13 protein-coding genes and 1 pseudogene are annotated in these 15,191 nt (G+C 45.5%); 13 read left to right on the plus strand and 1 reads right to left on the minus strand.

Features of this window, described 5'->3' with window-relative positions; all coding sequences use genetic code 11:
* Positions 1-13 precede the first annotated feature (13 nt).
* The 13 genes and pseudogenes from VZF35_RS21755 to VZF35_RS21815 form a co-directional block, all read left to right on the plus strand.
* Complete coding sequence (locus VZF35_RS21755) at positions 14-3,151, plus strand: FAD-binding and (Fe-S)-binding domain-containing protein (RefSeq protein ID WP_407308469.1); 3,138 nt, start codon at positions 14-16, stop codon at positions 3,149-3,151.
* A 359-nt stretch (positions 3,152-3,510) separates the two neighbouring features.
* Positions 3,511-4,407, plus strand: a complete 897-nt coding sequence (locus tag VZF35_RS21760; protein WP_407308470.1) for a hypothetical protein — start codon at positions 3,511-3,513, stop codon at positions 4,405-4,407.
* Positions 4,408-4,409: 2 nt separating this feature from the next.
* Positions 4,410-4,940 carry a YeeE/YedE thiosulfate transporter family protein gene (locus VZF35_RS21765; RefSeq protein ID WP_407308471.1) on the plus strand — a complete coding sequence of 177 codons (531 nt, stop codon included), beginning with the start codon at positions 4,410-4,412 and terminating at the stop codon, positions 4,938-4,940.
* A gap of 1 nt (position 4,941) precedes the next feature.
* The gene (locus VZF35_RS21770) at positions 4,942-5,520 is read left to right on the plus strand and encodes a YeeE/YedE thiosulfate transporter family protein (RefSeq protein ID WP_407308472.1); all 579 of its coding nucleotides are present in this window, start codon (positions 4,942-4,944) and stop codon (positions 5,518-5,520) included.
* A gap of 84 nt (positions 5,521-5,604) precedes the next feature.
* Positions 5,605-7,821 (plus strand): molybdopterin-dependent oxidoreductase, encoded by a 2,217-nt coding sequence (locus VZF35_RS21775; RefSeq protein ID WP_407308474.1) that lies wholly within the window; start codon positions 5,605-5,607, stop codon positions 7,819-7,821.
* 13 nt (positions 7,822-7,834) lie between these two features.
* Positions 7,835-8,410, plus strand: coding sequence for a 4Fe-4S dicluster domain-containing protein (locus tag VZF35_RS21780; protein ID WP_407308475.1), 576 nt, complete (start codon positions 7,835-7,837; stop codon positions 8,408-8,410).
* A 25-nt stretch (positions 8,411-8,435) separates the two neighbouring features.
* Positions 8,436-9,332 (plus strand): NrfD/PsrC family molybdoenzyme membrane anchor subunit, encoded by an 897-nt coding sequence (gene nrfD / locus VZF35_RS21785; protein ID WP_407308476.1) that lies wholly within the window; start codon positions 8,436-8,438, stop codon positions 9,330-9,332.
* Between the two features lie 41 nt (positions 9,333-9,373).
* Positions 9,374-9,826: a ubiquinol-cytochrome c reductase iron-sulfur subunit gene (locus tag VZF35_RS21790; RefSeq protein ID WP_407308478.1), complete on the plus strand. Its 453-nt coding sequence runs from the start codon at positions 9,374-9,376 to the stop codon at positions 9,824-9,826.
* Between the two features lie 8 nt (positions 9,827-9,834).
* Positions 9,835-10,440 carry a cytochrome b N-terminal domain-containing protein gene (locus VZF35_RS21795; RefSeq protein ID WP_407308479.1) on the plus strand — a complete coding sequence of 202 codons (606 nt, stop codon included), beginning with the start codon at positions 9,835-9,837 and terminating at the stop codon, positions 10,438-10,440.
* A 34-nt stretch (positions 10,441-10,474) separates the two neighbouring features.
* The gene (locus VZF35_RS21800) at positions 10,475-10,840 is read left to right on the plus strand and encodes a hypothetical protein (RefSeq protein WP_407308481.1); all 366 of its coding nucleotides are present in this window, start codon (positions 10,475-10,477) and stop codon (positions 10,838-10,840) included.
* Positions 10,841-10,842: 2 nt separating this feature from the next.
* On the plus strand, positions 10,843-12,360 hold the full coding sequence (locus VZF35_RS21805; protein WP_407308483.1) for a hypothetical protein: 1,518 nt from the start codon (positions 10,843-10,845) through the stop codon (positions 12,358-12,360).
* Positions 12,361-12,769: 409 nt separating this feature from the next.
* The gene (locus VZF35_RS21810) at positions 12,770-12,973 is read left to right on the plus strand and encodes an FmdB family zinc ribbon protein (RefSeq protein ID WP_407308485.1); all 204 of its coding nucleotides are present in this window, start codon (positions 12,770-12,772) and stop codon (positions 12,971-12,973) included.
* A gap of 70 nt (positions 12,974-13,043) precedes the next feature.
* Positions 13,044-14,819, plus strand: a pseudogene (locus VZF35_RS21815) (CoA-disulfide reductase); the annotation flags it as partial.
* Between the two features lie 56 nt (positions 14,820-14,875).
* Here the strand turns inward: VZF35_RS21815 and VZF35_RS21820 are convergent.
* Positions 14,876-15,097 (minus strand): LysM peptidoglycan-binding domain-containing protein, encoded by a 222-nt coding sequence (locus VZF35_RS21820; RefSeq protein WP_407308486.1) that lies wholly within the window; start codon positions 15,095-15,097, stop codon positions 14,876-14,878.
* Positions 15,098-15,191: the final 94 nt, after the last annotated feature.

Here is a 15,191-nt window from a genome sequence, read left to right on the forward strand (position 1 = left end):
AGGAGTGAAGAGTATGTCAGTCATAAATGAAAAGGTCGCAACCAGGCTACAAGAGATTTTTAGCGGCAGAATGAAGGTAGACCGAGTTGAACGGAAACTTTATTCGTATGACGTCGGTGCCCTGCCTTCCCTGATTAAGCCCTTTGTACCTGTTGGGATTGCAGGAGCGGTGGTCAGGCCCATGACAGAAGCAGAAATAGTTCAATTAGTAAAGCTTGCTGTGCAGGAGAAACTTCAATTAGTTCCCAGAGGATCAGCTACATCTGGCTACGGTGGAGCCTTGCCGGCTGAGGGGGCTGTTGTAGTGGATATGAGCGGTATGAATAAGCTTATTGTTATAGATCCTGCCCAACAAACAGTTCGCGTTCAGCCAGGTATGATTTGGGAACAACTGCAAAAACAAATCAACAAGAAAAAACTGGATTTGTGTCTATATCCAACTTCTCTTCCTGCCTCAACCGTTGGAGGTTGGTTAGCACAAGGCGGTTCTGGTTTTGGTTCTTATGAGTACGGCCAGTTTAAGGAAAATGTTCTGGCGGTCAGAGTGGTTATGCCTTCCGGAGAGCTACAGAATTTTAGCGGTCAGGAATTAGCCAATTATATTGCGGATGCCGAGGGCATTACCGGAATCATTACCGAAGTGACTCTCAAAGTTCGTGATTTGATGCCGGAGGTGCACAGGGCCTTTATGTTTAAAGACTCTAAATCAATTGGTGATGCTCTAAAGGCTATATCACAAAAAAAATTGCCCATCTGGTCCATTACTTTTCTCAATCCGGAATCTCTGCGGTTGAAGAAAAAACTCCCCCACAAACACGGCCACCCCTACGAGGAAGCGAATCCGCATGTTGCTCCTAAGCTCCCGGAAGCCTATGTAACGATCATAGCTTATCCCGAAAATCGCCGTTCAGCCATTGATACCTCTTTGGTAGGAATCGTCAAGGCCAATAGAGGTGAAGAATTATCTTCCGAAGTAGCTGAGCACGAATGGGACCTGCGTTTTGCTCCTATGCGTTTAAAACGGATTGGCCCTTCAATTATTACAACTGAAGTTATTGTGCCTACGGAAAACTTAACAGATGTTTTGGATGATATCGCCAGGAAAATCAAACAACCCTTTGTTGCTGAAGGTATGGTTGGAAAAGGTGATAAAGTAACTATCCTGGGTTTTATTCCACATGATGAACGTTCATTGGCCTTTAACCCGGCCTATGCTTTGGCTCTGTCTGTAATCAACATTGCCAAGAAATACGACGGTACTGCCTACTCCACAGGTTTATATTTCAAAGGTGAAGCTAAGAACGTTTTGGGTCTAGACCGCTTTCAGAAACTAACCAGATACAAGGCCAAAGTGGATCCTCAAAACTTATTTAATCCCAACAAGGTTATTGGTTCTGGTTTTATCAATCGAATTATGGGCTTAGCTTCCGCATTTGAGCCTATAATTCGTCCCATTGCCAATGCCGCCACTGCTCCTACAGGGGATCTTTCGGAAAGAACCAAAGAGAAAAACGGTATTCCAGGAAGTGTAGCTTTCTTCGCAACAGCCTGTGCCCGTTGCGGTTATTGTGTCTCTACCTGTGAGCAGTTCTCGGGCCGTGGCTGGGAGTCTCATTCTCCCCGCGGTAAATACGCTTACCTGAGAGAGGTGCTGGCGGGACGGGAAAAATTTGACCAAGAGATGGTCAATAAGTTTCTCATGTGCACCACTTGTGAGGTATGCAATACCCGTTGCCAGTTAAACATACCTGTCGAGCATAACTGGATGGCTATGCGCGGTAAGTTAATAACTGATGAAAAGCGTATGACCTTCCCGCCCTTTGAAATGATGGCTGCCTCTCTCAGAGGAGAAAACAATATTTGGGCCGGTAAACGTGAAAAAAGAGCTGACTGGATTCCACAAGAGATTAAGCCTAAGATTAAAGAAAAAGCCGATGTTCTTTATTTTGCCGGGTGTACAGCGTCGATGGTAAACAGTGATGTGGCAATATCAAGTGTACGCATTTTGGATAAGGCAGGTATTGAGTTTACCTATATGGGTACCGACGAAGCCTGCTGCGGTATTCCGATGAAGATAGCAGGTAAGTGGGATCTCTTTGAAGAAATTTTTGAGCACAATGTAACTGAAGCAAAAAAGCGCGGTGCGAAAACTATCGTTACTTCCTGTCCGGCCTGTGGTCTGGCTTGGAAAGAGCTTTATCCTAGTTTGGCACGTAAGAAAGGGATTGACTATCCTTTTGAAATCAAGCATTATTCTGAGGTGGCTGCTGAAGCTTTAGCCAAAGGCGATTTGAGGTTTGAGCATGAGATTAAGGCCAAAATTGCCTTCCATGATTCCTGTCATGCCGGTCGTGCTCAGGGTATCTACGAACCGCCCCGTGAACTGATTGCCGCTATTCCGGGTGTTGAGCTGGTGGAAATGGAGCATAACCGTGAAACTGGCCTCTGCTGCGGGTCTGTTTTAACACTGATAGGTGAAATGCCTGTTGCTCCTAAGCTTGGAGGGATGCGGATTCAAGAAGCCATTGATGTTGACGCTGATGCTTTATTGGCTCTGTGCCCGTGCTGTCAGGTTCAGTTGAGAAAAGCCGCCAAGACCAATAATATGGATATCCCGATAACTGATTTGGCGCGGTTTATCGCTAAAGGTTTAGGCTTTGAAACCGAAGATAAAACTGAATACTCGATGGAAATGTGGGGTTACTTCGAGAAATTTATTATTCTTATGTACCCTGAAAACATGGCTAAGATTATGGGCGCACTATTGCCGCAGATGTTTGCTAACATGCCTGCCGGCATGGTGCCCATGATGAACGCTATGAAACACATCCCTGGCGGCCTGGCCTTGATGGTAAAAATGATGCCTATAATGATGCCGATGTTAGTCCCCGGGATCATGCCCAAGGTTATGCCAGATATGCTTGCTGAGGTTTCGCGCCGCGTAGGTCCTCTTCCAAAAGATATGGAGGAATTGATGCCTGACTTGCTGCCCAAAACTATGGATTCTTTAATGTCTAACATGCTGCCCCTTCTTGTACCTTATATTACTCCTATGATGATCGAATATATTAAAACTGGGCGGATCCTTACTACTGCTTTTCCGGTTGCTGAAATAGCCGCAGTCAAAAACAAAAAAAATGCTGCTAAATAGCTAACCCATACGCATGTCGTTGGCTAAAGCCTTCTGAAGATGATAAAGAAGCCCGAAAACTTATATGTTTTTTGGGCTTCTTTTCTATTTTACTTGTAATTAACCGTATAAAATCCCATTTTTTCTGAATTTCAGGGTTGTAGACACAAAAGTCTGCAAAATAGCAGTAGGAGAAACTCAAGATGCGGGAAGAAATGTTAAGGTGAACGGTTGACAAACGGAATCTAGTTGAATATATTAATAATGTAATACATATACCTCACGCGGGTATAAGGGGGTGAGTGTACATCGAAACCAAAGGCTATTAAATTATATTAACTAAAATTGTGAACATTTTATCAAAGGGGTGAGGAGCAAAAGTGAAAAAGAAAGATCTGTCCTTATTAGCCTTAATTTTTGGCATCTCAAGCATCGTACTCATGGGGTCTTTTTGGTTGTCGACTCCAAAAGATGTCCAGGCGGCCTGTGGAGCATCCACTTCCTCCTGTAAAACCTGTCATGAGGTTCAAGGAGCAGACCCTGTCTCTAAAAAGGGAGATTGGCATACCCAGCACTCCTTCGGAGATTTTTGTCAAGCTTGTCACCTTGGCGTAGCAACGGAAACAGATAAGACAAAAGCTCATGCAGGGGTTGTCGCCAAACCCTTAGCGCAACCAGATCAATCCTGTGCCTCTTGTCACCCTGCAGACACAGCTGCTCGGGTTTCAAAATATGGAGGAGCTGTAACGAGCTCAAATTCCACAGGAAATAATTCTGCAGCGCCCAGCCCCTCTGCTTCAGGAACAGCTCCCTCGACAGGGAATGGAGCGGTTGCTCCGTCTCAGGCAGCTACTCAGGTCCCGCCAAGCTCTAATCCAAACTTCGATCTTATTGATTTTAACAGCAATGGTAAGTTATCCTGGCTTGCCTGGGCTATCATTATAGCAGACATTTTGGCACTCTTCGTTTTAGCGATTCTGTTTTGGAAGTGGAAAAAAGGGTTATGGCCATGGGCCTTTGTGAAAGGTAGGCATAAGAATGTTCCCTTTAATACTCTGCCACCGGAAGTTCAAGACGTGTTCACTCAACTGTTAAAAGGAGATATGCAAACTGTCCTGGCGCTTAAAACAGTCCTCGAAGGTCAACATGGACGGCAATTGTTGCAAGCCTTGACTCAATTGCCTGAAGATATTGTCCTCCAGCTTCAAACAATGGGTAAAGAGGAACTGAAGTCGTTAGTTTTACTGGCCAAGAAGAATGGGAAGGGGGAAGATTAATTGTGTCCTTTAATGAGAAAATGAAGGAAAAAGTGTGGTCCCCTTGGGCTGCGGGAGTTCTTTTGGGATTAACGGCTGTTGCCTCCTATGTTTTAGTTGACAAAACCATCGGCTCTTCAGGGGGTATCGAAAGTATAGACAGCATTTTGCTCAAAAAATTCCATTTCAGCTTGGCTAACTCGATGTATTTTAAATTTCAGATGCCCCCCGTTGTTAGTTTTCAAATTATCTTATTTTTTGGCATGCTTCTGGGAGCCTTTGTGTCGAGTAAATGGTCCAAGGATTTCAAGCTTCGCACGATGCCCGATCAGCAGTGGACACAGAACTTTGGCCCCAGTAAGCTTAAACGATGGGGATTGATCTTTATCGGTGGGATCATTATCGAATACTCTGCCGGTATTGCGGGCGGGTGCACGAGTGGGCTGGCGATTTCAGGCACAATGCAGCTTTCACCAGCCGGGCTTCTCTTTATTGTTGGGTTATTCGTGTCTGGAATCATTACGACCAAAATTTTATATGGAGGTGATTATTAAAATGACGACGTATGTTATCCCCTTAATTATCGGGTTTTTCTTCGCCTTTACCTTGCAGAAAGCTGGATTAGGTCATTACCATCGGATTGTTAACCAATTTCGATTCAAAGATAATACGGTCATGAAATTCATGATGACAGGGATCTCTGTGGGACTTGTTGGTCTCTATACTCTGAAGGACCTTGGCTTTATCCAGTTGGATCAAGTGTCCTCCACTTATATAGTTGGAAACCTGCTGGGCGGACTTTTATTTGGAGTCGGGATGGCCTTAGCCGGCACATGACCGGGTACGTTGATCACAGGTTGTGGTCAGGGAAATTTGGATTATTTAATTCCTGGTGTTTTAGGTTTTCTAGTCGGCGGAGTCATTTTCGGGGCCACCTACCAGTCTGTTTTTCTAAAAATATCGACCATCGGTTCTTACGGTCAACAAACTTTGGAAGAACTACTCCACGTTAATCATTGGATCTTTATTTCCCTTTTTGTCCTGTGCACGCTCGTATTTTATGTGGGTTCGAAAATCGCTGAGAAGTCTCAAGAGGTTTCCGGAAAGCAAAGCAGGAACTTAAACGTGAATTAAAAGTCTATTGAATAAAGAAAGTATACAACCAAAGGTTATACTTTCTGACAGTGTGAAATAGTCGAAATGAAAGGAGGCCTCAATGTGTCCAAAGTCTTCACTTGGGACCAATTGTTCAGCCGCCGTCAGTTTATTAAAGGTACTGCCGCGGGCGCGGCACTCGGTGCGACTGCAGGGCTTGGGCTTCTGACACCGGGTAAGACTTTTGCCGTGGATCAGCGTTCGGCCCAGGCAGGAGCTGCGGGTACAGGGACCAAGAAAGTTACTACAATTTGTGAGCAATGTGTCTGGCGGTGCGGAGTGATAGCTAAGGTCGAAAACGGTGTTGTGAAAAAATTAGAAGGAAATCCGGATCACCCGAATAATGTCGGAAAGCTCTGTCCCCGAGGGAATGCCGGGATCGAGATGATGTACAGCCCTGATCGTTTAAAATTTCCACTCATTCGGGCGGGGGCGCGGGGAAGCGGGTTGTGGCGCAGGGCTTCCTGGGATGAAGCGTTAAGCTATACCGCCGAGCAAATGAAGAAGATTAAAGAGAAGTATGGCGCGAAAGCTATGATGTTTAATTCCACGGACAACTTGTCCCAACCCTTTTTTGAGATATTGCTCAAAGCTTATGGTTCCCCTAACTATGGTACGCAGAGAAGCTTATGTTTCAATGCCATGACCACGGGTTTTCTTTACACCTATGGAGTGCCGCAGCCGGGGACGGATTACAAAAATTGCAAGTATATGATCTTCATGGGACGAAATCTGGCTGAGGGGATTTCCAATAATGAAACTCAGGAAATGATCGAGATGATTGCCAGAGGGACAAAGGTTGTCGTTCTTGATCCGCGTTTTAGCAAGACGGCAGCTAAAGCTGCGGAATGGCTGCCAACACGCCCTGGTACGGATTCTGCGTTTTTCTTAGCAATGATCCATGTGATTATTAAGGAAAAACTGTACAATACAAACTTCCTTGCCGCTTATACTCAAGGCTTTGAAGAGCTTGCCTCGGAAGTGAAAGACTATATTCCGGAATGGGCAGAACAGAAGTGCGAGATTCCGGCGGCGACGATTCGACGGATTGCCCGGGAGTTCGCGGCTGCTGCTCCGGCGGCTATTGCCCACCCCAACTGGCGAACTTCGAATTTCCAAAATTCATTTCAAACTGAGCGGGCCATTGCTGTGCTTAATGCTCTGATCGGTAATTGGGCCCAGCCGGGCGGCCTTATTCCAGATCAGGAAATCAATACAGCAAAGCTTGGAGTTTTGTCTCATCCCCCCTTCCCGGCGGCTCAGGGAATGCGGCTCGATGGAGTTCCTTGGCAATACCCTATGGTGCCCCTGTCCTATGGCGTCATTCAAACAATGCGGGATAACATCTTGTCGGGGAAACCTTATGAGGCTAAAGGGTGGCTGATCTCGCGGCAAAATCCTATCCTTTCGATCCCCGAACGGCAAAAGACCATTAATGCTTTTATGAAATTGGATTTTGTAGCCGTTATCGATATTCAAGCCAGTGATACGGCATATTATGCGGATGTAATCCTGCCGGAATCCAGCTATCTGGAACGCTATGATGGCTTGGTCCCCATAGGAAACAAAATCTTTATTCGCCAGCCGGTTATTGAGCCTTTATATGATACCAAAAGCAGCTTGATGATCTATAAAGAGCTTGCGGATAAGTTAGGGCTGGGAGATTTTCTGCCCTATAAGGATGAGAAGGATCTTTTGACTCAGCAGCTCAAGCCGTTCCCGATCAGTTTAGAAGAGTTACAAAGAGCTGGACATTATGTTGTGCAAACTATGAAGGAAGATCATTCCAAAGACTTTGAATTTCAGACGAGCAGCGGAAAAATTGAAATTTCCTCAAGCATTATGGCTCAGATGGGCAAAAAATCAGTGCCCACCTGGAATGAGCCACCCCGCCCTTCAGAGGATCACTATTATCTTTTGACGGGAAAAACGGCACAGCACACTCAGATGTTTACCCAGAACAACCGCTGGTTATTGGAAGTCTTTCCGGAAAATCGGGCCTGGCTGAATACCTCAGTGGCGGCTAAACTCGGAGTCAAAACGGATGATGACGTCGTGCTGGAAAGTGAAGTCGGCAAGGTTACTGTTAAAGCCTATGTCACTGAGGGTATTCGATCGGACTGTATCTTTATGGTGGGAGGGTTTGGGCATGTGAGTAAAGGATTAAAGTCAGCTTATAAGCGCGGGGCAAGTGATTCTGCTCTGCACAAGACGATTACGGACCCGCTCTCGGGAAGTTCAGCGTTAAGTGAAACCTTTGTCACAGTGAATAAGGCGTAGGAGGGAGTAACGAATGGCAGTACGGATGGGATTTGTCATCATCACTTCGCGCTGTATCGACTGCGATGCCTGTATGGTGGCGTGCCGAGCGGAAAATGATGTACCGATTGGCAAGACGCGCAATTGGGTGAAAAGCAGTGGAGTTCAGGGTAAGTTCCCCATAGTTAAGGAAGTCTTTCAACCGGGAAATTGCATGCATTGTGAGCATCCCCCTTGTGTCTCTGTATGTCCCACAGGGGCCTCCCAAAAACGTGCCGATGGTATCGTCATTGTCGAAAACAACAAATGTATTGGGTGCAAATATTGTCTTACCGCTTGTCCCTATGAGGCCCGCTTTGCTAACCCGGAAACAGGAAAAGCGGATAAGTGTACCTTCTGTTTACAACGTTTAGAGCAAGGGCTTGAGCCTGCTTGTGTACAAACTTGCCTTGGAAAAGCTCGCCAGGCAGGCGATCTCAATGATCCGAAGAGTGTTGTTTCCCAATTAATTGCTCAATATCCAACTCGTCAACTGCTTAAACAAGTAGGAACGGGCCCCAATATCTATTATATTGACGACTTGGTTCCGGAAATACCCGAAGGCAAATAACAGGCTTAGGAGGAGGGATTCTTACGTGGAGATAACTTGGGGCTTACTGATTGTTATTTATCTCTTCACAGCGGGTGTGAGCGCGGGAGCCATGGTCACGTCCAATTTGGCCTTGCTCTATGGCGGTCAAGACTTCGAACGTGTTGGACGCTGGGGCGCCTTTATCTCACCGTTCCCAATTTCTTTGGGTTTAGGCGTACTTTTGCTTGATTTAGGGAGCCCATTTAATTTCTATCGCTTATTTATGACGTTAAAGGTCAGATCACCTATGTCTTATGGAAGTTGGGCGATCCTGCTCTTCACCATTTTGAGCGTTATTTATCTCTATCTTTGGCTTCCAGAGAAACTGCGAATTTTTGGAAAAACGAAGTCCCTGGAAACATGGAAACGGCGCCAAGCCAAAGTAATGCCTTTCTTATCCGTAGGGGTGGCATCATATACCGGGCTGCTTCTTAATGCCGCCGTACGTCCTTTATGGACGGCACCTTTGCTTCCAGTGCTCTTTTTAGTGTCGGCTTTGTCCACAGGAGTAGCCTCCGTAATTCTAATCTCGGCCCTAAGCCCTTGGCAGCGTGCCAGGCACAGGGAACTGCATGTTTTGACTAAAGCAGATGCTTTACTCATAGCTCTGGAATGTTTTATACTGTTAGCGATGATTATAATGGGCAGACTAAGTTCGCTGAGCGTCTCGGACGCTTTTGGCAGTCTACTCTATGGAGAGTTTGCGCTGATTTTCTGGCTTCTGATTGTTGGACTCGGACTGCTTGTCCCCTTTTCCTTGGAGTACCTGGAATTGAAAGACAAAATTCCAGTGCGTTGGACATTGACGGCAACGATTGGCAGCAGTTTTCTGGTTCTTTTTGGCGGTTTTTTTGTTCGCTATATTATAACCTATGCCGGGCAATGGAGCCGTTGGTTTTAGAGTTACTATCGATTTGAGGAAAGGGAGGCTGAGGGAAGACGATGACAAGGCAATTAATTTGGTCGAGACGAGCGGTATTGCGCTTGGCTTGGGCAGGGGTTGTCGCGGGCAGCGCCTTGACCGTCAGGCCTCTCGTTCAGTATTTAACGAGTAAGGAGGATCGACCGCGCTCTCCTCTTGTGTTTTATGATAAGGTGCCTGAGGAAAACACTGATTGGCAGCATGTTCCTAGTTCACGGGTATGGGTTAAAAGGGACCATCAGGGAATTATGGCTTTAGTGGCGACCTGTACTCATCTCGGTTGTGAAGTGAATTATCACCAGGAAAAGCAAGAATGGCTTTGCCCTTGTCATGGCAGCATTTATGACGCAGAGGGCAGGCCCTTATCAGGACCTGCTCCTAAAGCGTTGCCGAGGGTGGCTGTGGAACGAAAAGCGGATGGATCTCTAATTATTAATACAGCGAAACAAGTTGGATTGGATGTAAGACTATGAATAATTTTGTGAATCATATAAGACCGCGATTTGTTCCAAGTCGAGTGCTTTCCGTTTTTTACACCTTTTGTCTTGGAGGCTTGTCTTTTCTGGCATTTATCATGCTTGGGATCACGGGACTCCTTTTAATGTTTCATTATCAGCCTGGAGAGAACACGGGTTTCAGCAGTGTTCTTACGATAGGAACTGTGATTCCTTACGGGGGAATCATTCGTAATTTACATTATTGGTCCGCTCAAATCATGGTCGTAACTGTTAATTTGCATATGCTGCGGGTGGTCTGGACGCATTCCTACAAGCCGCCGAGACAGCTTAATTGGCTTGTAGGGGTCGGATTGCTTATTCTCGTTTTAGTGTTAGATTTTACCGGTTTCCTTCTTATCGGTTCCCAAGAAAGCGGTGCGGCGGCGACCGTCGCTTCAAATATACTTAGACTAATTCCGGGTTTGGGTACGGGACTGGCACAAATTTTTCTGGGCGAACCTTCAGCCTTAAGCGGCAGTACTCTGATGGTCTATGTTTGGCACTGTGTAGGTTTGCCATTCATAGCTTTATTCCTGCAGTTTTACCACTTCTGGCGGATTCGTCGCGACGGCGGAGTACGCCCGCTTTAGTTCTGTATGTTTCTTCTAATAGGAGGGGGATAGAATGGCTCATTCACCTATGAACGACCTAAAAGAAAATGAAGGAATCGCTGCGCTGATCTTTCTGATCGTTTGTACTGTCCTGGCTTTAAAGTTCACGCCCAACGTCGGAACAAGCAATTTGGCTCCTGCTGTTTCACATGCGGCGGCGCCTTGGATTTTTGGGCCGCTCCAAGTTCTTCTGCTGTATCTTCCTCCCTGGCTGGGAGTTTTAGTAGTTCCGGCGTTTATCATCATGGGGTTTGCAGGGTTGCCCTGGTTAGCCAAATATTTCGGAGATAAATGGGGAAGGGGAATTTTCAGCGTTCTTTTTGGATTGGTTGCAATTCTTTTGCTCTGGTATACAGTTAAGGAATTGTGGTGGGTGTAATTATGAAAAAGACATTCGTGCTGACCAGTCTATTACTAATCCTTGTTGCTCTGATCGCCCTAATAGAGGTCAGTACTCCAAGCTGGTCTCAATACCAAAAAGAGTATTTTAAAGAGCAGATTGCAAGCTTGCAGGTTCAACTGGGATCGGCCAAGGACAACGCGAAGAAAGGTCAGCTTCAAGAAGAAATCGCCAGCTATCAGAAGCGAAAACCTGAAATCATCGACCTTGTTCTTCCCGACGGGAAAGTCGAGCGCTGTAAAACCTGCCATATCGGCATTGAAGAAATATCAAGCTCCCATCCCAGCAACACCTTTGGCTGCACTGTTTGCCATGGCGGAAACCCTCTCTCCCTGGACAAAGCGATGGCCCATGCTCAAATGTATGGAGGAGGGCATCCAGGTTCACTTGATGTGGCTTCTTTAAGCTGCGGAGGAACTGGAGAAAATAATGTCGCCTGTCACGCAGGGAACCCTGAACAGGCTAAAAATGAAGTTGATCTCGTGAAAACCTCAATTATGTCCACAAAAGCCGGAGAGCTAAGCGCCGTGCGCAGGATGTTCGGATACGATAAGACTAACGATATTCCGGGATTGACCAAGGGACAAGTGGCAGCTCTTTATCCCAATCCGCTGCAGGGACGAGCAAATCAGAAGGACTTCCAACAGAACTGTCTTAGCCAATGTCATCAAAGCGGAGGGGATCTTCCAGTTTCAACCACTACAAATAATGTTTCCTTGAAAGGCACACAAGAACAAGATGGTACACAAGTCAAAGGACAGGCCGAGACGCAGAGTAAAATTCAAGGAAACGGCTGCGAGACATGTCATGTTTTAACTAATCCAACGCATACCTACATTGGTACTGATACGACTATGAAAACCAATAATATTGGGTACGGAATGACCCATAGTCTAACAACCCAAATTCTTTATACGCAGTGCAATCAGTGTCATAACCAAGGGAACCATGACCCTTTAAAAATGAGTTTTGCATTTCGCTCAGATATGACTAAGGTTATAAATGACTGGAAATCTGGGGTTACGAATTGGCTGGATCGTGTCCAGGATTATTATTTACCCGGGGAAATTTTTGCTAAATGTGAAGTGAGTCTGGATTGCATCGATTGTCACACGAGGCAAGATGTAATGGGAGACAACAAACTCCACACTTCGCAGTATGATGCTGTCCACCTGCAGTGCCAAGATTGTCATGGCACCAAGGAAACCCTCCCGAAAACCAAGCAAATTGTCGATCCCAATGATTTAGCCTTTGAGGAGCAAATAACCAACCCTAAGTTTCCAAAGTTAAAAATCGGAGACGAGATCCTTGTAACAGGAAAAGGAGAGGAATTGCCGTTTATCCGCCATCAAGGAAATGATTGGATACAGAACAGCCGTGTGACAGGCCAGACGTTCCAAATTCCTTTAGTCTATGGAAGCAAGTGCCAGCAATCCCTTCTGGAGCAGGGTGCGGATTCGTGTCATAAATGTCATGACCGAAGTGCTACACACCCTTAAGCGGGGTTCCCACATTAATTTTAAAAGAATTAGCTAGAAACAATATGTTTTTGGGGCTTAATACACGTTTAAGACACCCACTTCTTGTAAGTGGGTGTTCCCATTGGGAAGGCCGCTTTGGAGTTAGTCTCAACCGGAGACTATCGTCACTGAAGACTAGTTATCAGCTTTAGCTGAATGAGTTTACCTTTGATGACGATAAAAGCTCTAGCACTGGGTAGAGTAAATAATCGGCAAAGAGAAAGAATATTGGCAAACTAGGGTTGACAAATGAAAGAGATGCGAATATATTGAAATTGAAACATACCCTTGCTGGGTATAGGGGTTTATCCGTTAAAGAGTGGCTGACGTTGAATTAGATTATTATAGCGAAGATCTACTAAAGATGGGTTATTAAGGGGGAAGTAAAATGCCTAGTTATGATTTAGTTTGCCAATCCTGTGCCTATAAGTTCTCAGTCTTCTGCAGCATGAGCCAAAAAGACCATCAAGTTTGTCCGCAATGTGGAAGCGATCAAATTAAACAGCGTTTTACGGCGGTTAATGTCGTGGGCAAACGTTCGGGAGGAGGAGCTTCTGAAGGTTCAAACCCTGCTCCCCAGCGCTTTGGCTGAGCAGGCTGCTAAGCGAGGAACCGGGTGTTTCTCTCAGTGTTTGGGTGTTTAAGCTAAAGGAGGACAAATCATGGGTAAAAAAGTCTTAATTATAGGGGGAGTGGCTGGCGGAGCCTCTGCAGCAGCCAGATTGAGAAGATTGGATGAAAAAGCTGAGATTATTCTTTTTGAAAGGGATGAGTACATTTCCTTCGCCAATTGTGGGTTGCCCTACTACATTGGGGGAACGATTCAGGAAAGGGAAAAGCTTCTAGTTCAAACCCCTGAAAGTATGAAGAGTCGGTTTAATATCGACGTCAGAGTGAACAGCGAAGTGATCAATCTGGATACTCATAAAAAGACCGTGACAGTGAGAAGCAAAGACAATGGCATGTACCTGGAGACGTATGATTACATCGTTTTATCACCTGGAGCAAGAGCGATCAAACCCTATATTGAGGGGATTAATAGTAAGAGAATCTTGACCTTAAGAAATATACCGGACACAGATAGTATCAAGGCTTATGTCGATGACCAAGGAATAAATAGGGCAGTCGTCATCGGAGGTGGCTTTGTTGGCGTCGAGATGGCTGAGAATTTAAAGCAACGCGGGCTTAACGTTACATTAGTCGAAGCTGCGCCCCATGTCCTGGCTCCCTTCGATGCAGATATTGTGACAGCCGTGGAAAAGGAAATTAGGGATAATGGGGTCCGGCTTATTCTAAATGATGGAGTTAAGTCCTTTGAGGATCAGGTAAATGAAGTTGAAATCACTCTCACTAGTGAGAAAAAGTTGAAGGCTGATCTAGTGATCTTAGCCATTGGAGTGATTCCAGATACTGAATTCCTCAAAGAGAGTGGAATTAAGCTGGGAGCAAAGGGGCATATTTTAATCAACGAAAACATGTCCACGAATGTCGAAAATGTCTATGCAGTGGGAGACGCAATCGAAGTCGTAGATTTTGTTAACAAAGAAAATACGGCAGTTCCTCTGGCTGGCCCCGCTAATAAGCAAGGCCGCATCGCAGCGGACAATATTGCAGGTTTAAAAACAACGTACAAAGGGACACAAGGAACTTCAATTATTAAAGTCTTCGGCTTAACAGCGGCCAGTACCGGTAATAATGAACGAACTCTAAAACGTCTGAACATCCTCTATAAAACGATTACCGTTCATCCTGCTGCCCATGCATCTTACTATCCAGGAGCCTTAATGATGACTTTGAAGCTGATTTTCAGCGAAGAGGGCAAGATATTAGGTGCCCAGGGCATCGGCAGTGTTGGGGTGGATAAGAGAATCGATGTTATAGCAACGGTTCTTCGCCTAGGGGGAACGGTCACGGATTTGACAGAATTGGAGCTGTGTTACGCGCCGCCGTTTTCTTCTGCTAAAGATCCCGTAAATATGGTTGGGTATGCCGCGGAAAATCTCTTAGCAGGCCGAGTAGAGGTCCTATCGACTGAGCATTTTATGTCTTATGATCGCGAAAACACGATCTTATTAGACGTGCGTACCGATGTCGAATTCAATGCGGGGCACATCGAGGGGGCTCTCCACATCCCAGTGGACAGTTTGAGGGAACGCTTGGGGGAACTTGACAAGGATAAAGAAATTTTAGAATATTGTCAGATTGGACTGAGAGGGTATGTTGCTTCTAGAATCTTGACCCAAAATGGATTTCACGTTAAGAATCTTAATGGAGGGTTTAAATCCTGTCTGCTATCTCCGCTGAAACCGGTAATAGCAAATCCTGCAGAGACATCGGAACCTCAGCCACTAATCGATCCAGAGACTCAAGTGGTAAAAGGTGAAGAAAGGAAAGAAGTCAGTGATTATAGAAAAAACCATCGCGATTGCGGAATGTGCACAACGTCCAGCGGTTTTGACACACTAAAATGATAGCTCAATTGAGTCAGTCCCAATCACGTGGTAATATTTGTACCAAATTGTTGGGCGATCTTCCATAGGGTATCACCTGGTTTTACAGTATAGTATTGTGAAAGGGAAGGTATAACCAGAGCTAGACCAGCAACGAGGTATTGATCGGGAAGACCATTAATTTGTATTATATTTGCTGTGTTTATACCATAAGTACTTGTAATCTGTCCAAGTGTTTCCCCTTGCTGTACAACATGGATTTTCATAGTACCCCCCACAATGTTTTTGTACAGCGTATGCGAAAAATCTGAAGTATGGAAAAAAGATAGTTTGTCTCACGTGACAATTCTGTGCTACAGT

It is taken from the genome of Desulfosporosinus paludis (assembly GCF_045689965.1).
GTDB classification, from domain to species: Bacteria; Bacillota; Desulfitobacteriia; order Desulfitobacteriales; family Desulfitobacteriaceae; genus Desulfosporosinus; species Desulfosporosinus paludis.